A 22,822-nucleotide genomic window follows, 5' to 3' on the forward strand; every position below is an offset into this window, starting at 1 on the left:
CGGCTCATGGCTTTGAGCGAGCTGAGAGACCGCATCGCGGCTCGCGCGTGCTTGACCTAGCGCCGTCTCGACATCCTCCAGGCCAAGCTGGAGCTGGTCAGGATCGAGCTGCTCGGAACGGGGGCCGAAACGGTGGCGCATGAAGGCGTCGATAATCGCCTGTAGCCGCTCGATCTCGGCATCGGCCTCACCTTTGGCGAGGGTCAGCTCAGCGACCTGGGCCTCCTTGGCGACCTGCACCTCGGCAAGCATCCGGGACTGCTCGAGGACCAACGCACGTAGCGTGGCAACGTCCTCGGGTAGGTCGGCTTCGGTGAGCATGAAGGCAGTGAATCAGTAGGCGAAAGCCCCGTCAACCGGCAATCTGCGGCGCCTGCGGCCGGCGCCCACCATGTACGCGGCGCCAGTCCAAACCTTCCAGCAAAGCGCCGAGTTGGGCCGCCGTCACACGCATCACGCCGTCCTGTATCCCAGGCCAACGAAAGCCGCCCTGCTCGAGCTTCTTCGCCATCAGGCACAGACCAGTGCCGTCCCACCAGATCAGCTTGATTCGGTCGCTTCGCTTCGCCCGGAAGACGTAGATGACCCCGGAAAAGGGGTCGCCGCCGTACTCGGCCCCGACGAGTGCAGCCAGAGCATCCGGCCCTTTGCGAAAATCCACTGGCCGCGTTGCGATCATGACGCGGGCGCCAACACCAGGTCCGATCATCGCGTAGCCTTGAGCGCTTCGATCACCGCGGCGATCAGCCCTTTATCGGTACCGCGGGCAATCCTCACCGCCACACCATCTATCTCCAGCTCCACCGCGCTCGGAGACGATCGGCGCTGACGCCGCGGACGCTTGGCAACGGCAGGCACCTCGCTTGGCGGCGACGGTTCTATCACTGCGGGAACGAAGAGAGATGCGGGCGCCGGGGCAACAGGAAGCGCGAACCCTTGGGCTTCCATCTGCTTGCGCAGTTCGCGGCGCCAGGTGAAAAGCTGCGAGGGGATCATGCCGTGCCGCCGAGCAACGGCGCTGACGGACTCTTGGCCGGAATAGCTCTCCGCGACGATCGAGACCTTGAGCTCGGGTGGCCAGTCCCGACGCTTCCCCGCGCCGGTGAAGACCTCGAACCGCTGAACCTCGCTAGTGCCAGCATCGTCACATGACATCGTCATAGCACTAAAGACCTCCGCCTGATCAAAGGCGGTGAAACTCGGCGATGCGCCTCACACCCGCAAGGTGGGGCTCAGGCTTCGCTTACACATTTGTGAACAGCACCGCGTCCGAATGGCGGGTTTTGAGGACCGGCTTGCCGGCGCCTGACGACCGGAAGGGGTGGTGGGTTCAACGGGTGGAGGCAACACAAGCTTGAAAACGCTCGGCGGGCGTTTGGTATTCGAGCGTTTTCCTTGGTCGTTCGTTGAGTTGCCGGGCAATGGCACTCAGCTCGGCCTGGCTGTATAGCGACAGATCGGTTCCTCTGGGAAAATACTGTCGCAGCAGAGGGTTGGTGTTCTCGTTAGAGCCTCGCTGCCAAGGCGATTGCGGATCGCAGAAATAGACATCGACATCAGTAGCCAGCGAGAGGCGCGGATGATCGGCCAGTTCCTTGCCGCGGTCCCACGTAAGCGACTTGTAGAGTTCGCGCGGCAGGCGCCGCGTCTGTCTGATCAGTGCCGACACGACGCTCCTTGTGTCCTTGTTGGCGACCTTGACCAGCATCACATAGCGCGAATGCCGTTCGACCAGCGTCGCGATGTAGCTGTTCTTCTTGCCTCCGATCAGATCGCCTTCCCAATGGCCGGGAATGGCGCGGTCCTCGACCGAGGCGGGGCGTTCGCTGATCGACACGACATCCTTGATCTGGCCATGTCCGTTGCGCTTGAGGCTGGCGTGCCGGGACCGGCGGATGGTGAGCCGGGCGCGCAGATGGTCCAGCAGCTCCTTCTTCAGAACCCCCGCGCCTGTATGTACAGGCTCCTGTAGATGGTCTCGTGCGACACCTGCCTATGCGGCTCCTCAGGAAAGCTGCGCCTGAGCCACCCCGCGATCTGTTCCGGTGACCATTTGCGGCGCAGCTTGGCCGATACTGCCCGGGCCAGTGGCGGCGAGCAAGCCAGCTTGCAGAGCTTGGGCCGCAAAGCACGGTCCCACGCCGCCTGATCGGATGCGGTTGCCCGATACATCCGCGTGCCGTCATAATAGAACAGATGGCCGCCGGGATAGTTCTTGTAGGTCACCACATCGCGATAGCGCGCGGCTAGGCCAAAGTGGCTCGCGTCAACCTGGGCCGCAAAAAAGGGGTGGCGAGGTCGTAATAGCCGCCCGCCCAGAAGATCCGCAGCCGCGGATTTTCCCGCGCCGCTTCGCCCAAGTGATCGCCGACGATTGAAGATTTCATGCTCGGCAGATTGCCCGGTCCGCTAAAGCGCGGGGTATTGCTCCAGTCGAACGAGCCGTCGGGGATGTTATCGGCGCTTATCCGGAAGCCGTCTGTACTCTTGAGGTGCAGTTCGGCGGAGAGATAGTCGAGATAGGCTGCGCGGTAGGCCCCGTTGCCGTTCGCCCAGGACGGATCGTAATTGGGCTCATTGCCATTGGCATCGACTCCCCGCCCCTGGTGGTCGCATCGAAGCGGCCGGTCATCAGACCCTGATCGCGGACGATCTCCTTGCGGAACTGAAAGGGGGAGACGCGCAGGTTCGCCTTCAATGAAGTCCGCCGGTAGACCGGTCAGCGTGCTCATCTGCGCGACGATCTCAGCACGCGCCAGCTGGCAGCGCGTCGCCCTGCATCAGCGCGGCGGCATAGCTGTTGCGGGTGAAGGTACGAGCCTTCTCGGCCCAGGCCGCCGGCGCCTGGCCTTGGCCCGACTTACCCAGCGCCTGCGCGCTCATCGCGAACGTCGGCAGGGGGCCGATATACCATTCGTCAGGCCCCTTGCCGCTCGACGGAAAGTTGAGCGCAAGCCGCGACGTATCCATGATCGTCGACATGGCGACCACGCCGGTCAATTCGATGAAGTCCTGCTGCAGCAGGCTGGCGAGCATGGCGTCGCGGATGCCGCTGTATGATTCGCCGATCAAAAATTTGGGGCTGTTCCAGCGGCCGGCGATGCCGAGATGGCGCTCTATGAAGCGCTTATAGGTCATCGCGTCCTTATCGACGCCGTGCAGCGCACCCTAAAAGGCGCCAACCACGCCGATTTCAGCGGCAATGCTGGCGGCTTCAGACGGCAGGGTCCCGACCAGCAGATCCGGACCGCGGGCCAGTTCGGCAAATTCCTTGCTGCAGACCGGGGTGGAATCTGCCGGATGGGAGAAAAAAATTACCCAGTGGCCGCGCAAGGCGGTAATTTAGAAATCAAAGGAGAGTCGCATGCTCGACGCCGCACTCGACAGGGCCGCCGCGCAGGTCAACGCCGCGCGTGAAGGCATGGTTGTCATAAAGGCGTTTTTCGATGTGCCGACCTTTACAATCACCTACGTCGTGCATGATCCGCAGACTCGCCGGGCAGCCATCATCGACAGCGTGCTCACATATGATCCGGCGTCGGGGCGGACCGCGTTGAGCGCCGTTGACCCAGTCATCGCCTATGTGGCTGAGCAGGGGTTGGTCGTTGATTGGCATCTGGAAACCCACGCCCATGCCGACCATCTGTCGGCAGCGCCGCACCTTCAGCAAGAGCTCGGCGGCGAGATCGCCATCGGCGCACATATCTGCGAGGTCCAGCAGACCTTCGGCAAGCTCTTCAACGCCGGCACCGAATTCGCGCGCGACGGCTCCGATTTCGATCATCTCTGGGCCGATGGCGACACATTCCAGATCGGCAACCTGTCGGTTACCGTGCTGCATGTGCCAGGCCACACGCCGGCCTGCATCGCCTATGTGATCGGCGACGCGGTCTTCGTCGGCGATACCATGTTCATGCCCGACTACGGCACGGCGCGCGCCGACTTTCCGGGCGGCAATGCCCGCACGCTATTCCGCTCGCTGCGCCGTCTTCTCGAGCTGCCGCCCGAGACACGCCTCTTCATGTGCCACGATTATTTGCCTGAAGGCCGCGATCATTACGTCTGGGAGACGACTGTAGCCGCGCAGCGCCGAGCGAATGTTCATGCCCACAACGGGATCAGCGAGGACGCATTCGCCGCCATGCGAGAAGCCCGCGATCGCACACTGCCCATGCCGCGCCTGATCCTGCCTTCCGTCCAGGTCAATATGCGCGCCGGACACCTGCCGCCCGCCGAGGGCAACGGCGTCGTCTACCTCAAAATCCCGGTAAACCAGCTATGATCGCCGGCACTTTTCCCCATGCCCAGGCCGGCGCGGGCCTGATCGGCGGGCTCATGATCGGTCTTGCTGCAGCCATCATGCTGCTCGGCCTAGGCCGGATCGCAGGGGTCAGCGGGCTGGCCGCCCGCGCCGCCGGGCTCTCCCATAGCGGCGCGTACGGGATCGCAGCTGCCTTCGTCCTGGGCCTGCCGCTCGGCGCTTTCATCGTCGCCACGTTGGCAGGAGGCATCCCTGCGACCTTCCCGGCGCCGTCTCTGCTCGTCGTCGCCGGCGTGATCGTCGGGTTCGGCACGAGGCTGGGCTCGGGGTGCACCAGCGGGCACGGCGTATGCGGGGTGTCGCGCTTGTCACGACGCTCCATCCTGGCGACGGGCCTGTTCATGGCGAGCGGCTTTGCGACGGTGGCCGTGATGCGCTTTGCGGGAGCGCTGTGATGCGGATCGTCATCGCCTTGTTGTCGGGCGTCCTGTTCGGAGCCGGACTTGCGATTTCCGGTATGGCCGATCCGGCGCGGGTTCGCGCGTTCCTTGATCTTTTCGGACACTGGGATCCCACCCTGGCCTTTGTGATGGGAGGCGCGATCGTTCCCATGGCACTCGCATGGCTGGTCCAGCGGCGTCTCGGGAAGCCGTTTGCGGACGCGGCCTTCAACCTGCCCGAAACGCGCAGTCTCGACGGCAAGCTTGCGGTCGGCGCGGTATTGTTCGGCATCGGGTGGGGGCTGGGCGGTCTGTGCCCGGGTCCTGCCATCGCCAGTCTCGCGCTTGCCCCCTTGCAGGTCGCGCCCTTCGTGCTGGCCATGCTCGGCGGCATGGCGCTGCACCGTTTCACGAACCGCTAGCCCTGCGATCCCGCGATGCCGGCAAGGAGCTGGGGGCTTGCTGGCTGAACTGGAAGACCGAAGGCGCCCTCAGGACCAGGTCGTTACCTATGCCGGGCGCCTGGGCATCGCGCTGCTCGCGGTGATCGGCGCGGTCAGTCTCGCTACGCTAACGCTGGAGGCCAGTTACCAGACCCGCTGGCTGAGCTGGCCGGGCATCCTCGGCATCGCGCTGCTACCACTCGTCACGGTCATCGTCACAGCCCTGCTCTATCGCAGTCTTTCGCGCCGCAGGGATGTACAGCCGTTCTTCTGGGCGCTTGCCCTTTTCGGTCTGTACCTCCTCGGCCTCGGCTTCTCGATCTGGCCCTACGTGACTCCGGCCCGGGTCACCATCTGGGAAGCGGCAGTGCCCTATCGCAGCCAGTTGTTCATGCTTGTCGGCCGCGGTGTGCTGGTGCCGGTAATCCTGGCTTACACCGCTTGGGCCTATTGGGGTGTTTCGCGGGAAGGTCGGCAGCGAGGGCTATCACTGATGCGCGAGAGCCTTGCCAGATTAGGCTGGTTTTTCGGGATCTGGGCACCAGCGTTGCAGCGCTGGGATTGCTATCAGTTATCCTGCGCCGATGGTTGTCATAACCTTGACCCAAGCTCTCGGAGCGTAATGCCCATTATCTGCGTCCCGGCCGCCACCTCGCTCTTGACAGTAGCGGCCGTCGCCTCGCATGCGGAGACGTGCGACGCTTAGGGACCCAGACGCTGCGATCCTTCGTTATCCGGCAGCGCCAGCGGCTCCGGGAAAGCGAGATCGCTTTCATCCTGTTGGCGTTAGCGGCGGGTTTGGCAGCCGGGTCGGTCACCAATCTTCTGGGCTACGCCGCCCACGCGATGCAGCGCCTTTTCTACGGGCTGAGTTCCAATCGCTTGAGCGCCCTTGGCGAAATTCACCACCCCTGGCGGCTCCTCGCACTTCCCTTGGGCGGGCTAGGCCTGGTGATGTTCAACCGGTTGTTGCGCAAACGCCAGCGTGCGCCGATCGACGTCGTCGAGGCGAATGCGCTGCACAGCGGACGTATCCCCTTTCTCGACAACCTTGTGATCAGCGCGCAGACCTTGATATCCAACGGTGCGGGAGCGTCGGTGGGTCTGGAAGCGGCTTATGCGCAAATGGGGGGCGGGATCGCCTCTCAACTGGGCAAATGGTTCAAATTGCGCCGCGCCGACATGCGCACGCTGGTCGGCGCGGGGGCCGGCGCGGCCGTGGGAGCGGCATTCGGCGCACCATTGGCCGGCGCATTCTACGCATTCGAGATCGTCATCGGCGCCTACACGCCGGCATCGGTCGCCCCGGTCGTAGCCGCTGCACTAGGTGCGGCATTCGTCACCCGCCTTCTGGGCATCCAGCCCTATCTGATTGCTTCGAGCGCCGACCGGGTTCTGGGCGTCGGCGACTATGTCCTTTACATCGTCCTCGGCCTTATTTGCGCCCTCGTCGGCATCGGACTGATGCGCCTAGTCACCTTCGCGGAAGGGCAGGCGCAGCGCATGAAACGATTGGTGCGGTGGAAGCCGGTGGTCGGCGGTTTGCTTTTGATGCCATTGGCGATGATTTCACCGCAGACGCTATCGTCCGGGCACGGCGCGATGCACCTCAACCTCGCGCTGCCCCCTGCCTTGCATGTGCTGCTCATCGTCCTCGTTTTGAAGATAGCGGCCTCGGCGATTTCCATCAGCTTCGGATTTCGCGGCGGACTGTTCTTCGCATCACTTTTCCTCGGATCGCTGGTGGGGCTTATATATGCGACCGGATTGGCGATGCTGCCGTTCGGTGTTGCGCTCGATCTGAACGATGCTGCTTTGGTCGGAATGAGCGCGCTTGCCGTGACGGTAGTTGGCGGACCGATGACCCTGGCGATGCTGATGCTGGAGACGACCCACGATTTCGCGCTGATGGGCGTCGTCCTGGCGGCGTCACTCGTCTCTGGCACTTTTACGCGCGAGACGTTCGGTTATTCCTTCTCCACATGGCGGCTGCACGTCCGCGGTTCGATCATCCGCAGCCCGCGAGATATCGGTTGGATGCTCAGCCTGACCGCAGGACGTCTTATGCGCAAGGACTGGACAAGCGTATCGGCCGACGCTTCCGTGCGCGAGTTTCGACACAGCATTCCTCTGGGCTCGACTGCCAAAGCCGTGCTGCTCGACAGCCAGGGACATTACGCCGGTGTGGTCGCGACCGCAAAGGCTTACGACCCTCAGCTTGATCCCGACACCCCGGTGGCCGCGTTGGCAGTTCTGACCACGAACGTGCTGGCACCTACAACGGACATCCGTGCGACCCTCAAGGCGTTCGACCTTGCCGCGGCGGACGAACTAGCGGTCGTGGACGGCGTCGGGCGGGTCGTCGGGGTAGTGACGGAACGGCACGCACGCCGGCGCTATTTCGAGGAGATCGAAGCCTCACAGCGCGCCCTGTTTGGAGAGACCTGACGGGCCGGCGGATTACGAGGCTTGCTCGCGGGGGGCAGATCACCTGGAAATTCTCGCGCCATCATGAGGATCGGCTATTTGAACCCTCGTGCGCTTCGCCGACCATCAAAAAGCAGTGATCTCAACCCAAACACCCGGATCGCGTCCGAGGCCGCATTCTCATAAATCTGCGGGTCGACGGTGTGAGCGACAGGTGACCGGGCTTCATGCTGGCGCATTGTGTGCGGTTCGCAGTAGAGATCGGTAGGAGGCCGTCGGTCCTCCGCCGACCTAAAAATCGGCTTTTACGGACGGTCGTGACGGTACTGCTGTACGGTCATCGACCTTGGCGCATTGACCTCTAGCTCATCAGCAATAGCTGCCTTCAAGCATCTCCATGACTACTCTCCAACGGCCAGATTGGCCGTCTGGAAAACGCGTTGGAGCAGGATTTGCGGGGATGCAAGGAAGCAGCTGTCGACCAGAGGTTGTCGTCTGACAGCGGCCCACCGAATGGCCGATTTCGCCGGAACCCGCCACTTGCAAGATTGACCGCTGCCGGTGGGGTGCGCCCCCATTCTGGTCATTCCGTAGCAGCGACATAGCGCCCGCAACCTGCCGCTTCAGGTATCACCTGACTGCCGCACATCTGAACCATGACGGCACAGCAGCCCTCTCGTTTCGCCGTGCGAACTGGTCCGGACGCGGGCAAAGGATCAGCCTGTTCGCCATTTTTCCTGCGCTCCAGGTCATCGTCGTCATACTGCTCTGCGCAATGCCACGCCGGCAAGGCGAACCGGATGGGCAACGAGACGACGAAGTGGATCCGGCCGAAGTCTTGCAAGGCGTGCTGGCCGGCGTGGCGATCATCGTCGTCGCCGTGCTGATCTCGGCATTGACGCTTGGGGCCTATGGCTGGGGCCTCTTCGTGGCGACGCCCTTCGTGGTCGGAATGACGACCGGGTATATCGTGAACCGCCGCGCCCCGCAGACCGGGGGGCGCGTACCACGGCGCAGGTCCTTGCAGCCGGTGCCCTGGGCGGGCTCGCTTTGCTCATGTTCGCCCTGGAGGGCTTCATGTGCATCCTCCTTGTCGCACCGCTCGGTCTGGCCGCCGCGGCGCTCGGTGGTGCCTTCGGCCGGGCCATCGCCCTGTTCGGACATGATGGCAGCAGGCCCCTGATGTCCGTTGCGGTGCTTCCGGCGCTGTTCGCAATCGAAGCGGGCATGCCGCCCGCGACGCCCATCGACACGGTGGAGAGCATCGACATCGCCGCCTCGCCGCACGCGGTGTGGCAGGCGATCACCAGCGAAGCTCCCATCGGCCTGTCACCGGGGCTTCCCGGACTTGCGGGGCTGGCCTACCCAGTCCGCAGTCGCCTTCAGGGCGTGGGCGTCGGCGCCACGCGCCTCGGCGTATTCTCGACCGGGACCGCCGTGGAACGGGTGACCGAATGGAAACCTGATCGGGTGCTGGCCTTCACCGTCCTTTCCCAGCCCCCGGCGATGGAAGAGATGAGCCCTTATCGCCATCTCCACACGTCGCACTTGACGGGGTACGTCGTCACCGGAGACACGAGGTATGTCATCTTACCCCTGCGCAGCGGCGGCACCAGGCTTACGTTACAAGCGCAGACCGTGCTGCGCATCGACCCCATCCCCTATTGGGAGCCGATTGCCCGCATCGCGTTCCATTTGAATGTCCGTCGGGTGCTCGAGAGCGCCAGGATGCAGGCGCAGGGCGGGCGTCCTGAATGAAACAAAAGGGCGCTTTCGGTAAGGCGAGTTGGTCTGGAGAACGACCCGCATAGGGGCGGTTGCCTTCCGGACGCTCTATCTTCTCGCTCGGACAGTTCGCGGGCGCACGCCGCGGGGCGCCGATCATCGCCAGCTTCAGCGCGGCCATTTACGCCCGCCCTATTGGACCGATCCGCATCCTGGGCTAGGCAACAGGGATGCGGGGGCTGAACATCGCGATTGCCGGCTGTGGACCGTGCGGGCTGGCAGCGGCACTGCTGCTGCACCGTGCAGGGCACCATGTTACCCTGTTCGAGCGGTTCGAGACGCCCCAGCCTATCGGTTCCGGGCTGATGATCCAACCCACCGGGATGGAGGTCCTCGCCAGGCTCGGCTTGCTGGACGCGGTCCTGGCAAGCGGCTCGCGCATCGACCGGTTGTTCGGGATGGCGGGCAAGCGGGTGGTGCTCGACGTGCATTACGCTGCGCTGCGCCGTCCCGACACCTTCGGGATCGGAATACACCGCGCCAGCTTGTTCGCGGTCCTGCACGAGGCTGTGCTGCGATCGGGCATTCCCCTTTACTCCGGGCGCACGTTGGCCGGGAGTACGCTGCTGGGGACGAAACGCGCGTTGGGCTTTGCCGACGGACAAACGAGCGGCCCCTACGATCTGGTCGTGGACGCACTGGGCACGCGCACGCCGCTCGCCCCGCCGACGGGCCGGGAACTGGCTTATGGAGCTTTGTGGGCCAGCCTAGAATGGCCCGAGGGTGTTGGCTTCGATCCCCATGCCCTTGCGCAGCGCTATAAGCGGGCGAGCATCATGGCGGGCGTGCTGCCCATCGGGACACCACCGGGCGCGACTGTGCCCAAGGCTGCTTTTTTCTGGTCGCTCCGGGCGGATCGGCTGGACGAATGGCGCGCGGCCGGGCTGCCTGCGTGGAAAGCACAGGTCGCCGCGCTCTGGCCAGATTGCGCGGCGCTGCTCGACCAGATCACCGATCCGAGCCAGTTGACCTTCGCTCGCTACGCGCATCGGACTCTGTCCTCGCCGGCCGAGCCGGCGCTGGTCCATATCGGGGATGCGTGGCATTCCGCGAGCCCTCAACTCGGGCAGGGCGCCAACATGGCGCTGCTCGACGCCTGGGCGCTGGCCCGCGGTCTTGAGCATGCCGAAAGCGTCGACGAGGGAGTTCGGCACGGCATCCGGCTGCGTCGCCGCCACGTTTTGACCTATCAATGGCTCACTGCGTTGTTCACCCCCGTCTATCAATCCGACAGCCGCCTGCTGCCGTTGATCCGCGACCGTCTCGTCGGCCCGTTGTCGAAGCTATGGCCGGCTACCACAATACAGGCGTCGATGGTGAGTGGACTGGTCAGCAACCCCCTGCGGCCGCTGGGACTGGAGGACGATCTACAGATGGTTCAGCCCGCCATGGAAGCCGCGTGACCGTCCTTTCGGGCCCAATACTCGTGTTCGATGCGATGTGCGTGCTCTGCTCCGCCAATGCTGCCTTCGTGCTGCGGCACGACCGGCGCGGCCGATTCCGGCTAGCTTCGCTGCAGGGTGAGGCGGGGGCCGCGCTCTACCCTGAGTTCGGGATCGATCCTGCCAATCCGGAAACCTTGATCGTGGTGGAAGGCGACAGGGTCTTGCGGGATAGCGATGCGGTGCTGGCGATATGGGCAGGCCTCGATCGTCCGTGGAACGCGCTGGCGATGCTGCGGATCGTGCCGCGCTGGCTGCGCTATCCGGTCTATCGCTGCGTCGCACGGCATCGCTACCGGCTGTTCGGACAAAGGTCAGCGTGCTGGATACCGACGCCCGGGCAGGCCGGCCGGATCCTGTGACCCGCCTCCTACTCCTCGGTGGCTATGGCGGCTTCGGTGGGCGCATCGCCCGGCGCCTTGCAGCGGCAGGATATGAGGTGCTGGTCGCAGGAAGGTCCTTCGACAAGGCGCAAGCCTTTTGCTTGGAAACGCCCGGCTTCGTCCCGCTGGCACTGGACCGAAGCCGTATCGCCGAGGCACTGGAGCAGCAGTTGCCCGCCATGGTGGTGGATGCCTCCGGTCCATTCCAGGCGATGGATCACGCCATTCCCAAGGCCTGCATCGCCGCCGGCGTGCATTATCTCGACATCGCCGACAGCCGCGATTTCGTATGCGGTATCGCCGCGCTCGATGCTGCGGCGAAAGACGCAGGCGTAGTCGTTCTCTCTGGCGCGTCAAGCGTGCCGGCGCTGTCGGGCGCGGCCGTGCGGCATCTTGCCAAGGGAATGGAAAGGGTCCGCGCAGTCGAAATGGCGATCAGCGCATCGAACAAGGCGGCGGCAGGTCCGGCTGTGTCGGCGGCCATATTGGGCCAAGTCGGCCAGCCCCTGCGCCTGTGGCGCGGGCGGCGCTGGGCGCAGGCATTCGGATGGCAGGAGATGCGTTCCGCGCGGTTCGAATGCGCGGGGGGCGAGGCGATCGCGCGGCGCAGCGTTGCGCTCGTCGACGTGCCCGACCTTGCGCTTCTGCCCGACAGGCTGGCAGGGCGCCCCGCCGTCGCCTTCCGCGCGGGCACCGAGCTTAGGTTTCAGAATTGGGCGCTCTGCTTGGCGAGCTGGCTGGTGCGCACGCGCATGGTCGCGTCTCTCGCACCGCTAGCGCGCATCCTCAATCCGCTTCAGGCGTTGACCCGTTCGCTCGGCAGCGATCGCTCCGCCATGATCGTGCGCCTGTTCGGCGATGCGTCCGGACGACGCGTAGAGCGGCGATGGACACTGATTGCGGAGCGGGGGGACGGGCCGGAAATACCGACCTTGTCCGTCGCGCCGATCGTCGCGCGCATCCTGTCGGGCACGGAGGCTGCGGGCGCGCGCGACGCCGGGGAGGTGCTGACGCTCGACGACTATGCCGATGCCTTCGGCAAGCTGGCCATCAACTGCTCCACGCAGGAACTGGCCGCGTCTCCCCCCTTGTACGCACGCGTGATGGGCGACCGCTTCGCGCAACTGCCGCCGGAACTCCGCGCGATCCACGATGTCCACCGCGACGGCGGCGCTACGGGAGAAGCGCAAGTGACCGGCGCCGCGAACCCAATCGCCGCATTCGTTGCGCGGATCGTGGGGTTCCCTAAGCCCGGCCACCATCGTCTGCACGTCCATTTTCGGGAGAGCGGCGGGCAGGAAACCTGGACGCGCGATTTCAGCGGGCGGCGTTTCCACAGCCACCTCAGCCAGCGCGGCCCCTGGCTAGTAGAGCGGTTCGGTCTCCTGCGATTTGCCTTCGACCTTCCCAGCGACGCGCAAGGGTTAAGCATGGTGATGCAGCGCTGGTGGATCGGTCCGCTGCCGTTGCCGAAGTTCCTGGCCCCGCGTTCGATCGCAAAGGAATGGACCGAAAATGGGCGTTTCCATTTCGACGTCCCCATCGCGCTGCCGCTGATCGGAAGACTGATCCACTATTGCGGATGGCTGGAGAAAGCGTAGACGGCGAGATATCTCGACCTCCCCATTATTGTTGTGATCTCTTCGACCCTTTGTTGCCGCTCCGCCAGCGATTTTGGTTCCTCAAGTGCGGACCGTCCGCTCATTCCCCGCACATGGCCAGCGTTATGGGATGAGACGATCCGCGCGAAGCCGTTCGAATAGCGCGTAAAAGGCCTCCTTGGTCGATTGATATCCCGTAAAGCCGAGCCGCCGGCTTTTTGACATGTCCGTAACGACCTCGATCGGCCGGCCAAGATCAGCATCGGTGTGCCAGGGAGATGCGAGACGCGACAAATCCGGCTCAGTCAGACCTTCACGCTCCGCTATCGCCCGCCAGTTATCAGCATCATCCGCCATCTGCTCTTCCAATGGGCGGACTGTTCCATCAAAGGGCTCTGCCACGATGCCGAACCAGTCTGCTATCCGGCTCCACATCCACTGCCAACGGAATACATCGCCATCGACTACGTTAAAGTCTTCGTTATGGGCAGCTTCAGTCTCCGTGGCCCATAGCAGATGGCGCGCCAGCTGTCCGGCGTCCGTCATGTCGGTTAGACCATTCCATTGTGCAGCCGAACCGGGGAAAATAAATGGCCGACCGGCATCTCGGCACAGGGAAGCGTAGACCGCCAAGGTCGATCCCATGTTCATGGCGTTGCCAACCGCCTTGCCGATAACCGTATGGGGACGATGAACACTCCAGGTAAAACCATCGCGCTGCGCCGCCCCGAAGAGTTCATCTTCCTGAGCATAGTAGAAGTTCTCGACATCGAGCCGACCTTGCTCCTCACGGAAGGGCGTCTGAGGCAAGGTTCCTTTCCCGTATGCCTCGAACGGCCCCAGGTAATGTTTGAGCCCGGTGACCAGCGCGACGTGGCGGGAGCCGGAGGCCTGCGGCAAGCCGGCGAGCAGGTTGCGAACCATAGCGCCATTCACCCGGATGTTTTCCGCCTCGCTGTCCTGGCGTAACCATGTGGTGATGAAGACCGCCTCAGGGTCGATCTGCGAGAGAGCCGCAGAGGTAGCCTGCGCATCCTGCAGGTCGGCTAGGACGGGCAGTACGCCGTGCTGCTCGACCGGGCGCCGGGACAGCCCATAAACCGTCCACCCCTGCTCGACCAACAATGCAGCCGTCGCGCTTCCCGCTATGCCGCTAGCGCCCACTACCAACGCGGTCTTCGCCATGATCATCACCTTCGTTTCGTTCAAGAGCAACTCAACTAGGCACGATGCGCGTTTGGTTCTAGACGGCACCAAATAGGTCACTAGGCACCAAAAGGTAACCAGTCATGCTCCCCGGAACCGCTGAAGAAGAATGGCGCGAGGACTGCGCCCCGCGCCGGGTCCTGTCGCTTTTCGCAACCAAATGGACCAGTATGGTGCTGCACACTTTGCATGCGCGTCATGGTGGCGCTTGCCGCACTGGTGCCCTGCAGAGAAGCCTTCCCGGCATTTCCAAGAAGATGCTGACGCAGACTCTGCGCGATATGGAAGAAATCGGCTTGATCAGTCGGCATGTCCAAAGCGATATTCCGCCGGCGGTCGAATACCGCCTGACCGCGCTGGGCACACGTTTCGTTGAACCAGTCGAGTTGCTTTATGCATGGGGGCGCGACAATCCCGATGCGCTCGATCAGCTTGGCACCAGACCAACGAGCAGACGAAGCTGACATCGTTAGCACCGGGGTGAACAACGTCGCAAATGTGGCCGCTGAAGACCTTTGTTGTGAGGTCACAGAGCCATCGGGCTCCGACCCTTTGCGGCCGCTCAGCCGTCAATTTTCGATCCCCAGATGCGGAGGGTCCGCAATCTCAACAGGTATCGACGAGTTCACTCCACTACCAAGGTGGTTCATGCGCGCCGAGTGATCCTCGTAGCCTTGAGCACTGCAGTAGATGCTATCCCTCTTAAAAAAATGGAGATCTGTCACGTCAACGATCGCTGAAATAGAACAGATCACGGATTGGACTGCCTCGAAAAATTCGCGGCGGTCTGGGCTGCGGCCAGTGAGGCGAGATGCGTCTATAGAGCTACAAGTGGGCTTTCGGCAGGGCCTCCACACGGATTGCCCCATACCACGGCTATATCGCCTCGTTTTTGTCGCCAGACTTACCTTCGGCAAGCGCACGAAATCCACCGATCAGAAGACCTGACGCGAGTATCGTGCACGTCCCTGCAACGATGGCTAAGGCCATGGCAAGGGGTGTCCGTATATCCGCGAAGGCAAGGCCATCGCTTAGCATCCCAACGATCAATGGCCCCATCCCGGTACCGATGAACGCGGCGAATATGGAGAGCACCGCGAGGGTCTTTGCCCGCAATTCAACAGGCGCGATCAGCTGGAATGGTATGGAGCTCATGCTTATGACCGCACTGAGGATGAAAATCGACGGGATGAGCAAGGCGATCGCCATCGAAATACTGCTCGCCAGAGGCGCCAGGATTGATGGAATGATCATGGCCATAACGCCGCCAGCCATCAGGCGAATGGTGCGTTTCAGCATTTGCTCGCCGGCAAACCGTCCGACGGCCCATCCGGCGATGATCGTGCCCGCAGCGCCGGCGAGAATGAAGGTTGGCCCGAACAACGTGCCGATCTCGACTTCGCCGACATCGTGTTGCTGCATCAAAGCCGTCGGCATCCACGATACGATAGCGTTGAGGAGCGTTATTAGCAGCGCGATCGCGAACATATAGGGGACGCAGAACGCCCTGTTCTTTGACAGGTATATGAAGAGGGCCTTGCCTGATGCTTGCGACGGACGGATAGCGGAATGTGTCCTTGGCTCGCGCACTGTCAGAAGCAGCAGCGGTGCAAGGATGAGGCCCGGCAGGCCTGCGATCAGCAGGATCGCCTGCCAGCGCTCAGGGGTCCAGACGCCGCCGATCGCCGGGATGTCCCAAGCGGCCGAGGCGGCGTACAGCTTACCGCCGAGCAGTAGCGCGAGACCACCGCCCACGAACGGCGCCAGCATGAACACGGAGGTTGCCCGTGCGAGACCGCGTTTGTCGTGCAGGTCTGCGAGAAGCGATTGGGCGGCCGGGGGAAGTCCGGCTTCGCTCATGGCAACGCCGATCCTTGCGAGCAGCAGGCTCAAAAAGCTTGTGGCCATTCCGGATACACAGGTTGCGATGCTCCAGGCGACCATGCACATGGCCATCAATCGTGGCCGGTGGGCGCGATCCGCCATTGCGGCCAAGGGCAGGGTGGCCAGCACGTTGAAGATGGAGAAACTAACGCCTTGTAGGAGCCCGATCTGCGTGTCGTTCATATCGAGCGACGCCTTGATGGGCGTGACAAGCAGGCTCAGTATCTGCCTGTCGACGTAAGACAGCGTGAAAGCCAGCGATACGGCGATTGTGGCAACCCACGCGGCAATGCGTCCGCTGGAATTCTCAACGGGGCGATCGGCGCCGGGAGCTATAATCATCAGGACATCTCTCTGCGCTCGGAGTATCGAGGATCGCGTCTCATTGCACGGATTGCAGAGCAAGTTGCTACCCAGTGTCATGGGCCGCATCCAATAGGATTTCGAGATGTTTTGATCTGCGATCTCTTATCAAAAAGGGAGCGTAGTCGCTGCTTTGATATCGAAGTTGCGATCGCGCGATCTTGATATGAAATCCTTATCGACTTTCGGCGTTTGCGTATTGGACAGGATTTAGCGCGTCTCTGATTGTTCCCGGATCGTTTTAAAAACTGTCTTGGGAAATTCGGATGACTGCATTCGCTGCGGCATGGTGCCAGCCGTGATGTTGCACAGGGGCTGGGACTACACTGCCGGACCGCTCACAGGATTGATCATCGTCGATTTGCTGGAGCCATCCGTAAGTAGCACCACGAGCATCTATACCCAACTCGGAGCAAGGGTGATCCGGATTCAGGCAGGATCGGTGCCGTCTGACCCCCGTGATAGCCGGGCGGCGTTGGCCGAATTTGTCGCGGACCTGGGCAAAGAGCAGGTTCAGATCGAAGTCGAAACGTATGCGGGCGGTGAGCACCTGCGACGCCTGGCAGCGCAGGCGGACCTGATTCTGGCAAGCTATCCGGCAACGCCGGCTGTACAGACGATACTGGACGTTCTCGCTGAACATCTTTCGGAAAAGGCTGTCTGGATGACCGTCAGCATGTTCGGGCAAGGCAACAGCTATTCCGGCTGGCAGGCCACCGACCCGGTGCTGAATGCCCTTTCGAGTGAATTGTCCCGCTCGGGGCTTGCAGGGCGTGAGCCGCTGTTGCCGCCGGGAAAACTGGCCTTCAACTGCGCGATGTCGCAAGCGGCGTATGTCGGCATGGCCGCGCTATATGCGGCACAGGTGACGGGTCACGGTGATCGCATCGACTTTTCGATGCTGGACGGCGCCGTGCAAGGGCTAGATCCCGGCTTCGGCCTGGCTGGCAGCGCGACACTGGGGCGCTCTGCAAGGAACCTGCCGCCCGGACGACCAGAGCCTGGAACCCTCTATCCGATCTTCCCGTGCGCCGATGGGCACGTGCGCTTGTGCGTACTTGCTCCGCGGCAATGGCAGAACATGCATCGATGGCTTGGTTCGCCAGCGGAGTTTTCCGCTCCGGAGTTCAATCGGATCGATGTCCGTCAGAGCTCCGCAGAGCTCAGCCGGTATCTCAAGGCGTTCTTTGCCGCGCGAAGCTGGGAGGACCTTGAACGTGAAGGCGCGCAGCAGGGTGTCCCGATCTCCGGCGTACTGTCGCTGCAGGAGTGTCTGGCGACGGACCATGTCCGGGCGCGCGGAATCATTGCGACGGTTGCGCTGCCGGACGGACGTACCGTTCGCATGCCGCGCGGCGTCATCGCTATCGATCATGGTATTGATGGTGGAGGTAATACGCCGGCGGCAAGTCCTCGTTTGAAGGAGGCTACGCCGTCACAGCCGCTAGCTGGCTTAAAGGTCCTTGACCTAGGCGTGATCGTTGTCGGAGGCGAGCAAAGCCGGCTCCTGGCCGATCTCGGGGCCGACGTCGTCAAGATAGAAAGTGCGTCGTTCCCGGATGGAACACGCCATACCTATCTGCCGACCGGCCTGTCGGTGGGATTTGCCGCCGGACACAGGAACAAGCGCAGTCTGGGGCTGGATTTGCGCCACCCTGAAGGCAAGGCGATCTTTCTTCGGCTCGCTGGCGAAGCGGACGTCATCCTCTCCAATTTCAAGCCGGGGACCATGGAATCGCTGGGGTTCGATTATGAAACCATCCGGCAGATCAATCCGGGCATCGTCATGGTGGATAGCAGCGCTTTCGGCGCCGATGGACCATGGGCCGGAAGGATGGGCTATGGCCCTCTTGTCAGGGCGGCTTCCGGGCTCACGAGCAAATGGTGCTATCCGGACGATGCGCAGGCCTACAGCGATGCTGTCACGATCTATCCCGACCATGCGGCCGCACGCTACGGCATCATTGCCGTTCTGGCGCTGCTGTATCGCCGGCTGCGCACGCATCATGGCGGTACTGCTTCCCTATCCCAGATGGAGGTGATGCTCGATCACTTTGCCGCAGAAATTGCGGCGCTGGACCTTGATGTAGGTGATTGGGATGTGCCGGGCGATGCGCCCTGGGGGGTCTATCAGACCCAGGGAGACGACGAATGGTGCGTCGTCACGGTGCGCGGGGATAATGATTGGCAGGCCCTGGCCAACGTGATGGCGCCAGATGGTCCGACCTGGTCAGCAGCCTTTGGCGACTTCCATGCCCGTCTGCAGCACCGCGACGTCATCGATGAGCGCCTTCGCGCATGGATGCTGAGCCACACCGCGGATGAAGCGATGCGCAAACTTCAGGCCGCAGGGGTGCCGGCCGCTCGAATGCTGCGGATCGCGGACCTGCCCGAGTTCGGTTACTACACTGAGCGGGGGCTGCTGAGGGTCGAAGAGCACCCCCATCTTGCGGAAGAAGTCATCGCGGAAAGCTTTCATGCGATGTCGGAAAACCTCGGCCAGTTGCCCAGCACTCCCGCCCCGTTGATGGGCGAGCATAGCATCGATGTCGTACGCGACTGGCTAGGCCTGTCACAGGGCGAGATCGAGCAGCTCATTGGCGCAAATGTGCTGCAGGGCGTGGCACCGGACATCGAAAGTATGCTGGCGCGAGGCGAGGGCCGCGGCGCCGAACTCGTGGCCTGACACCTAACACAAATTATAGGAATGTGATCGTAACGCAGATTTGACTTCCTTTTTTGGCCGGATAGCATCCTTCGGTGATAAAACATGAGGATGCTTGGTCAAACGTCCGCCGGGGCTGCGGTTTAACGCGTCACCGGAGAATCGATAAGGTCTGTCTCGGACATCTGCGTCGTCCACAAGCCTAGTCTTGAAAAGGAGAGATGCATGAGTTCCAATGCTGATGAAACAAGGATCCCGGTTCTAATCGGTATCGGCGAAGTCCTTGATCGCCCGTCGAATGACCTCGATGGGATGGATTCATTCGACCTGATGCTGCAGGCACTCAAGGCCGCTGAAGCAGACGCTGGGGTGGCCGTGCTCGATGCACTGGAGTGGCTAGGCGTCGAAGACCAGATTTCCTTCCCCAACCCCGCTCCGCAGGACCGCGTGGCAGAGCGCATGGCAGTCCCGCCAGCACGGCGCGTCAAGACCTACGAGGCCAGTGGCGACGGGCCGATTAAACTGATCAACGACGCCGCGAACCTGATCGGCAATGGTGAAATCCAGATCGCGGCAACGGTTGGCGGTGAAGCACTGCGCACCGCTGCCAAGCGGGCGCAGGCCGAGATCGCTGCCGGGCGCGAGCCCCCCAAGGTTTCGATTAACGACGTTGCGGAAGCCGGGGCCAAGCCGCTTGCGCGCCTGTACGGGCTGTTCACGCCGATCGACGTCTACCCGCTGTACGAAAATGCTGCGCGGGCCGCGTGGGGGCAGACGCTTGCCGAAGGCCAGGCTGAAAGCGGGGCGATCGGTGAAGGTCTCGCCAAAGTCGCTGCCGAGAACCCCTACGCGTGGCTTCGCAAGCCGGTCAGTGCCGAAACGATCGCAAGCGCTACGCCTGAAAATCGCATGGTCAGCTTCCCTTACACGAAGATGATGGTGGCGAATTCAAGCGTGAACATGGGTGCGGCGGTGATCATCACCAGCCTCGCCAAGGCCCGCGAATTGGGCGTGGACGAAAGCAGGATCGTTTACGTGGGCGCTGGGGCCGCAGCACACGAACACCACGATTTTCTGTTGCGCGACAGCTATTCGCGGGCGACCAGTCTCGAAACCACGGTCACGTCGGCTCTCGAACGCAACGGGCTGAAGACGAGCGACATCGATCACGTCGAGCTATACTCCTGCTTCCCCATCGTGCCCAAGCTCGCGCGCAGGGTTCTCGATTGGCCGCTGGACAAGCCGTGCTCGGTCTATGGCGGCCTGACTTTTGGCGGTGGCCCCATCGGCAACTGCATGATGCATGCCGCGGCGCGGATGGTCGCCAAGCTTCGCGAAGGCGGCGAGCATGGACTGATCGTCGCGAATGGGGGATATGCCACCCATAGTCACTCGATGGTGTTCAGCCGCAGGCCGGTAGTCGCCGGAACCTTCCCGCAGGACTACAGCGTTCAGGCGCAGGCGGATGCGCGGCGGAGCGATGAGCCGGAGTTGCTCCAGACCTATGACGGGCCGGGCACGATCGAGACATTCACGATCCCCTTCGACCGCCACGGCAATCCGCGCCACGCGACCATTGTCGGTCGTTCCCCCAAAGGTGAGCGCTTCCTCGCCCGCGTGCCGCAGACGGATGTCGCCGCGATCGGATTCCTGATGTCGGAAGAAACCCAGCCGGTCGGCGCGCAAGGTGTCGCAGCCACGGGCGAAGATGGCCTCGCAATCTGGAGCATGGCCTAACCCGGTGAAGCAGGAAGACAGGACAAAGCCTGGATAAACGGGCGTCGTTGAGAGAGGAAACGCAACGGTGAGCACTATTGATATCCGACAGGTCCGCATGTTCGTAGCGGTCGCCGATGCTCTGTCCTTTACGCGAGCCGCGGAGAAGCTTCACGTCGCCCAGCCATGGCTTTCGGTGCAGATCCGCAAGCTGGAAGAGCAGGTCGGCTTTCAGCTGTTCTTCCGCAATCGCAATCGCGGGGTCGTGCTGACCCGACAGGGCAAGGAGTTCCTCGAGCCTGCACGTCTTTATGTCGAAGCGGCTCAGGATGCGGCGGAAGCCGCCCGCGAGATTGTGGGGCAACAGGCGCGGTTCCTTAAATTGGGCGCTCCCGACTTTTCCGGTGAAATCCCGGCTCGCAGCATGCTGATCGACAGCTTCGAAAGCCGGTATCCGCGAATGGAGGTGGAGATCGTCAACGCCTGGTCGTCGCAACTGCTGGACGCACTGGCGCAGCATGAGATCGACATGGCGTTCACCGTCGGGCCCATCGACGGTCGCGGCTGCAAGGTACTGGACATAGCCCGATATCGCTGGGCGCTTCTGGTCGAAGAGGAGCAGGCTGCCGATTGGGGGGATGAGGTGCCTCTTGCCGCGATGCGCGGCCGACAAATCGCCAGCTTCCGCCGTAAGATCAATCCAGCGTTTTTCGACAGTTTTGCGCTTCGTCTGGCGGCCTATGACATAGAACTGGTGCCGTTGTCCGAAACAACGACATTCGGAATGCGCCAGCATGTGGAAAAGGCACATGTGCCGGTTCTGGTCAGTGAATGGCACGTGCCTTCGTTTGCAGCTTCCAACCTCAAAGTGGTTCCGATCGACGAACCGGACTTTAACTTCGGGCTGCATCTTGCGTGCCGCGTAGACGACGAAAGGCCCACTGTGAACGCTCTTTGGGACGTGGCGAGGACGTTCGTCGATCACGCCGTTGATAAGAATATGATCTCAAGCGCGCCGTGATACATATTAGACGCAATGGCGGCGGCGACCTAACTTCACAAATATAAGATAGCCCTCAAGAGAGGGCATCTTGTAAATGACGTTGAGGATGTCCTGGTATTGCGTAGGAGCGCAATCATCAATTCAAGTGATGGGGATTCAATAGATCGCCATCTGTTCAAGGGGCTTCCCGTCGAACTGCAATCGAGATCGGCACTTGCTCGATCCCCTTATGCGATGTGCGTTGGAGCGATGAATGATTGAAGCGGTTGATGACGTGGTGCTGTTCGAAGTTGTCGATCAGCATATCGGTCTGGTGACGCTGAACCGACCTGCGAAGCGCAACGCGATCAATGGCGCGGTGGCCCGTATGATCGACGAGATCGTCAAGCGGACCGAAGCGGATCCGGACATCTGGGCTGTGGTCATAACCTCGGCGGAAGGTCCGACGTTCTGTGCCGGTGCGGATCTGGCGGAGGTGGCCGCCGGGCGCGGGCATGAACTCAGCACGCCGGACGGCGGCTTTGCCGGCTTCGTGGAATCCAGGCGGGTCAAGCCCTGGATCGCGGCCGTAAAGGGCAGCGCCTTGGGCGGTGGCCTGGAGATCTCGCTCGCATGCGACATGCGCGTTGTTGCGGACACGACGGTTCTGGGCCTGCCGGAAGTGAAGCGCGGCCTCATCGCCGGCGCGGGCGGCATCTACCGTCTTCCGTTGCAACTGCCCCGTGCGATCGCGCTCGAAATGATTGCAACCGGCGAACCGATGGAAGCCGCCAGGGCCGCCGCGTTCGGTCTGGTCAACCGTGTCGTCGCCGTCGACGAGGTTGTCGACAGCGCACTGGATCTTGCGCGCGCGATCTGCGTCAACTCGCCTGTCTCGGTGCGCGAGAGTCTGAAAGTGGCGCGCGCGGCGGCTGATGTTCCTGAGCAGGAATCCATCGTTGCCACACGAGAAGGCTTTGAACGCCTGTCGCAGACCGAAGACTATGCCGAAGGACCCCGTGCCTTCGTTGAAAAGCGCGCACCGCGATGGACCGGCCGATAAAGAGATCATGCCGGTGAATACACCAAACCCATAAAAATATCGCAGGAGACCTGAATGGATACCCGCGTCGGCCCGAACTGACGCGATAGGATACGGGCGTGCGCGATCCTCGGAAAAGGCATCTTGCAGGCCAATGAAAAAAATGAGGGGAGATAGCCTGA

General features: G+C 62.5%; 22 protein-coding genes and 1 pseudogene (1 of these 23 only partly in view). 14 read left to right on the plus strand and 9 right to left on the minus strand.

The genetic code is table 11. The annotated features are described in order from the left end of the window. The 7 genes and pseudogenes from tnpC to ACFFDA_RS04615 all read right to left on the minus strand — a co-directional run. Window positions 1-321, minus strand: the 5' end (the start) of a protein-coding gene (tnpC, locus tag ACFFDA_RS04585; RefSeq protein WP_404476430.1) for an IS66 family transposase. The gene continues 1,251 nt to the left of window position 1, outside the view; only the first 321 of its 1,572 coding nucleotides appear in the window; it begins with the start codon at window positions 319-321; the stop codon falls past the left edge of the window. 31 nt (window positions 322-352) lie between these two features. Next, window positions 353-679 carry an IS66 family insertion sequence element accessory protein TnpB gene (gene tnpB, locus ACFFDA_RS04590; protein ID WP_404476432.1) on the minus strand — a complete coding sequence of 109 codons (327 nt, stop codon included), beginning with the start codon at window positions 677-679 and terminating at the stop codon, window positions 353-355. A 26-nt stretch (window positions 680-705) separates the two neighbouring features. Further along, a complete protein-coding gene (gene tnpA, locus ACFFDA_RS04595) occupies window positions 706-1,161 on the minus strand; it encodes an IS66-like element accessory protein TnpA (protein ID WP_404476433.1) in 456 nt (151 codons plus the stop codon). 169 nt (window positions 1,162-1,330) lie between these two features. Then, window positions 1,331-2,181, minus strand: a pseudogene (locus ACFFDA_RS04600) (IS30 family transposase); the annotation flags it as partial. A gap of 65 nt (window positions 2,182-2,246) precedes the next feature. Continuing rightward, window positions 2,247-2,732 carry a hypothetical protein gene (locus tag ACFFDA_RS04605; protein WP_404476435.1) on the minus strand — a complete coding sequence of 162 codons (486 nt, stop codon included), beginning with the start codon at window positions 2,730-2,732 and terminating at the stop codon, window positions 2,247-2,249. A gap of 13 nt (window positions 2,733-2,745) precedes the next feature. Then, complete coding sequence (locus ACFFDA_RS04610; protein WP_404476437.1) at window positions 2,746-3,138, minus strand: hypothetical protein; 393 nt, start codon at window positions 3,136-3,138, stop codon at window positions 2,746-2,748. A gap of 30 nt (window positions 3,139-3,168) precedes the next feature. Continuing rightward, window positions 3,169-3,333, minus strand: a complete 165-nt coding sequence (locus ACFFDA_RS04615) for a hypothetical protein (protein ID WP_404476438.1) — start codon at window positions 3,331-3,333, stop codon at window positions 3,169-3,171. 31 nt (window positions 3,334-3,364) lie between these two features. Between ACFFDA_RS04615 and ACFFDA_RS04620 the strand changes: the two genes are divergently transcribed. The 9 genes from ACFFDA_RS04620 to ACFFDA_RS04660 all read left to right on the plus strand — a co-directional run bounded on the left by ACFFDA_RS04620 (window position 3,365) and on the right by ACFFDA_RS04660 (window position 12,782). Then, complete coding sequence (locus tag ACFFDA_RS04620) at window positions 3,365-4,282, plus strand: MBL fold metallo-hydrolase (RefSeq protein WP_404476440.1); 918 nt, start codon at window positions 3,365-3,367, stop codon at window positions 4,280-4,282. Continuing rightward, window positions 4,279-4,716 carry a YeeE/YedE family protein gene (locus ACFFDA_RS04625; RefSeq protein WP_404476442.1) on the plus strand — a complete coding sequence of 146 codons (438 nt, stop codon included), beginning with the start codon at window positions 4,279-4,281 and terminating at the stop codon, window positions 4,714-4,716. The genes ACFFDA_RS04620 and ACFFDA_RS04625 overlap by 4 nt, the downstream gene beginning before the upstream one ends. After that, entirely contained in the window at window positions 4,716-5,123 is a 408-nt protein-coding gene (locus tag ACFFDA_RS04630; RefSeq protein ID WP_404476443.1) for a DUF6691 family protein, read from the plus strand. Before ACFFDA_RS04625 ends, ACFFDA_RS04630 begins: the two co-directional genes overlap by 1 nt. A gap of 37 nt (window positions 5,124-5,160) precedes the next feature. Beyond that, window positions 5,161-5,850: a cytochrome d ubiquinol oxidase subunit II gene (locus ACFFDA_RS04635; protein ID WP_404476445.1), complete on the plus strand. Its 690-nt coding sequence runs from the start codon at window positions 5,161-5,163 to the stop codon at window positions 5,848-5,850. Then, on the plus strand, window positions 5,838-7,592 hold the full coding sequence (locus ACFFDA_RS04640) for a chloride channel protein (RefSeq protein WP_404476447.1): 1,755 nt from the start codon (window positions 5,838-5,840) through the stop codon (window positions 7,590-7,592). The genes ACFFDA_RS04635 and ACFFDA_RS04640 overlap by 13 nt, the downstream gene beginning before the upstream one ends. Before the next feature lie 1,029 nt (window positions 7,593-8,621). Further along, window positions 8,622-9,329, plus strand: a complete 708-nt coding sequence (locus tag ACFFDA_RS04645; RefSeq protein WP_404476449.1) for an SRPBCC family protein — start codon at window positions 8,622-8,624, stop codon at window positions 9,327-9,329. Between the two features lie 197 nt (window positions 9,330-9,526). Then, window positions 9,527-10,759 carry an FAD-dependent oxidoreductase gene (locus ACFFDA_RS04650; protein ID WP_404476450.1) on the plus strand — a complete coding sequence of 411 codons (1,233 nt, stop codon included), beginning with the start codon at window positions 9,527-9,529 and terminating at the stop codon, window positions 10,757-10,759. After that, window positions 10,756-11,160 carry a thiol-disulfide oxidoreductase DCC family protein gene (locus ACFFDA_RS04655; RefSeq protein ID WP_404476452.1) on the plus strand — a complete coding sequence of 135 codons (405 nt, stop codon included), beginning with the start codon at window positions 10,756-10,758 and terminating at the stop codon, window positions 11,158-11,160. Before ACFFDA_RS04650 ends, ACFFDA_RS04655 begins: the two co-directional genes overlap by 4 nt. Continuing rightward, a complete protein-coding gene (locus ACFFDA_RS04660) occupies window positions 11,157-12,782 on the plus strand; it encodes a DUF4166 domain-containing protein (RefSeq protein WP_404476454.1) in 1,626 nt (541 codons plus the stop codon). Before ACFFDA_RS04655 ends, ACFFDA_RS04660 begins: the two co-directional genes overlap by 4 nt. Before the next feature lie 123 nt (window positions 12,783-12,905). Here ACFFDA_RS04660 and ACFFDA_RS04665 read toward each other — a convergent pair whose 3' ends face one another. Beyond that, on the minus strand, window positions 12,906-13,967 hold the full coding sequence (locus ACFFDA_RS04665) for an SDR family oxidoreductase (RefSeq protein WP_404478299.1): 1,062 nt from the start codon (window positions 13,965-13,967) through the stop codon (window positions 12,906-12,908). A gap of 104 nt (window positions 13,968-14,071) precedes the next feature. On the opposite strand from ACFFDA_RS04665, the gene ACFFDA_RS04670 reads away from it, so the two are divergent. Next, a complete protein-coding gene (locus ACFFDA_RS04670; protein ID WP_404476456.1) occupies window positions 14,072-14,452 on the plus strand; it encodes a winged helix-turn-helix transcriptional regulator in 381 nt (126 codons plus the stop codon). A gap of 412 nt (window positions 14,453-14,864) precedes the next feature. Here the strand turns inward: ACFFDA_RS04670 and ACFFDA_RS04675 are convergent, their stop codons facing one another. After that, entirely contained in the window at window positions 14,865-16,214 is a 1,350-nt protein-coding gene (locus tag ACFFDA_RS04675) for an MFS transporter (RefSeq protein ID WP_404476457.1), read from the minus strand. A 367-nt stretch (window positions 16,215-16,581) separates the two neighbouring features. On the opposite strand from ACFFDA_RS04675, the gene ACFFDA_RS04680 reads away from it, so the two are divergent. The 4 genes from ACFFDA_RS04680 to ACFFDA_RS04695 all read left to right on the plus strand — a co-directional run bounded on the left by ACFFDA_RS04680 (window position 16,582) and on the right by ACFFDA_RS04695 (window position 22,661). Beyond that, entirely contained in the window at window positions 16,582-18,921 is a 2,340-nt protein-coding gene (locus ACFFDA_RS04680) for a CoA transferase (protein WP_404476459.1), read from the plus strand. 204 nt (window positions 18,922-19,125) lie between these two features. Further along, window positions 19,126-20,637 (plus strand): acetyl-CoA acetyltransferase, encoded by a 1,512-nt coding sequence (locus ACFFDA_RS04685; RefSeq protein ID WP_404476461.1) that lies wholly within the window; start codon window positions 19,126-19,128, stop codon window positions 20,635-20,637. A 67-nt stretch (window positions 20,638-20,704) separates the two neighbouring features. Beyond that, window positions 20,705-21,637: a LysR family transcriptional regulator gene (locus ACFFDA_RS04690; protein ID WP_404476463.1), complete on the plus strand. Its 933-nt coding sequence runs from the start codon at window positions 20,705-20,707 to the stop codon at window positions 21,635-21,637. 235 nt (window positions 21,638-21,872) lie between these two features. Then, window positions 21,873-22,661 carry an enoyl-CoA hydratase-related protein gene (locus ACFFDA_RS04695; RefSeq protein WP_404476466.1) on the plus strand — a complete coding sequence of 263 codons (789 nt, stop codon included), beginning with the start codon at window positions 21,873-21,875 and terminating at the stop codon, window positions 22,659-22,661. Window positions 22,662-22,822 lie beyond the last annotated feature (161 nt).

The sequence above is a fragment of the Novosphingobium sp. BL-52-GroH genome, assembly GCF_044813085.1.
Lineage (GTDB): Bacteria > Pseudomonadota > Alphaproteobacteria > Sphingomonadales > Sphingomonadaceae > Novosphingobium.

Excerpts from the sequence above, each read along its gene's own strand:
- tnpB (WP_404476432.1), bottom strand. The coding sequence starts at position 679 with ATGATCGCAACGCGGCCAGTGGATTTTCGCAAAGGGCCGGATGCTCTG.
- tnpA (WP_404476433.1), bottom strand. The coding sequence starts at position 1,161 with ATGACGATGTCATGTGACGATGCTGGCACTAGCGAGGTTCAGCGGTTC.
- ACFFDA_RS04605 (WP_404476435.1), bottom strand. The coding sequence starts at position 2,732 with ATGAGCACGCTGACCGGTCTACCGGCGGACTTCATTGAAGGCGAACCT.
- ACFFDA_RS04610 (WP_404476437.1), bottom strand. The coding sequence starts at position 3,138 with ATGACCTATAAGCGCTTCATAGAGCGCCATCTCGGCATCGCCGGCCGC.
- ACFFDA_RS04620 (WP_404476440.1), top strand. The coding sequence starts at position 3,365 with ATGCTCGACGCCGCACTCGACAGGGCCGCCGCGCAGGTCAACGCCGCG.
- ACFFDA_RS04625 (WP_404476442.1), top strand. The coding sequence starts at position 4,279 with ATGATCGCCGGCACTTTTCCCCATGCCCAGGCCGGCGCGGGCCTGATC.
- ACFFDA_RS04630 (WP_404476443.1), top strand. The coding sequence starts at position 4,716 with ATGCGGATCGTCATCGCCTTGTTGTCGGGCGTCCTGTTCGGAGCCGGA.
- ACFFDA_RS04650 (WP_404476450.1), top strand. The coding sequence starts at position 9,527 with ATGCGGGGGCTGAACATCGCGATTGCCGGCTGTGGACCGTGCGGGCTG.
- ACFFDA_RS04665 (WP_404478299.1), bottom strand. The coding sequence starts at position 13,967 with ATGGCGAAGACCGCGTTGGTAGTGGGCGCTAGCGGCATAGCGGGAAGC.
- ACFFDA_RS04670 (WP_404476456.1), top strand. The coding sequence starts at position 14,072 with ATGCTCCCCGGAACCGCTGAAGAAGAATGGCGCGAGGACTGCGCCCCG.
- ACFFDA_RS04675 (WP_404476457.1), bottom strand. The coding sequence starts at position 16,214 with ATGATTATAGCTCCCGGCGCCGATCGCCCCGTTGAGAATTCCAGCGGA.
- ACFFDA_RS04685 (WP_404476461.1), top strand. The coding sequence starts at position 19,126 with ATGAGTTCCAATGCTGATGAAACAAGGATCCCGGTTCTAATCGGTATC.
- ACFFDA_RS04695 (WP_404476466.1), top strand. The coding sequence starts at position 21,873 with ATGATTGAAGCGGTTGATGACGTGGTGCTGTTCGAAGTTGTCGATCAG.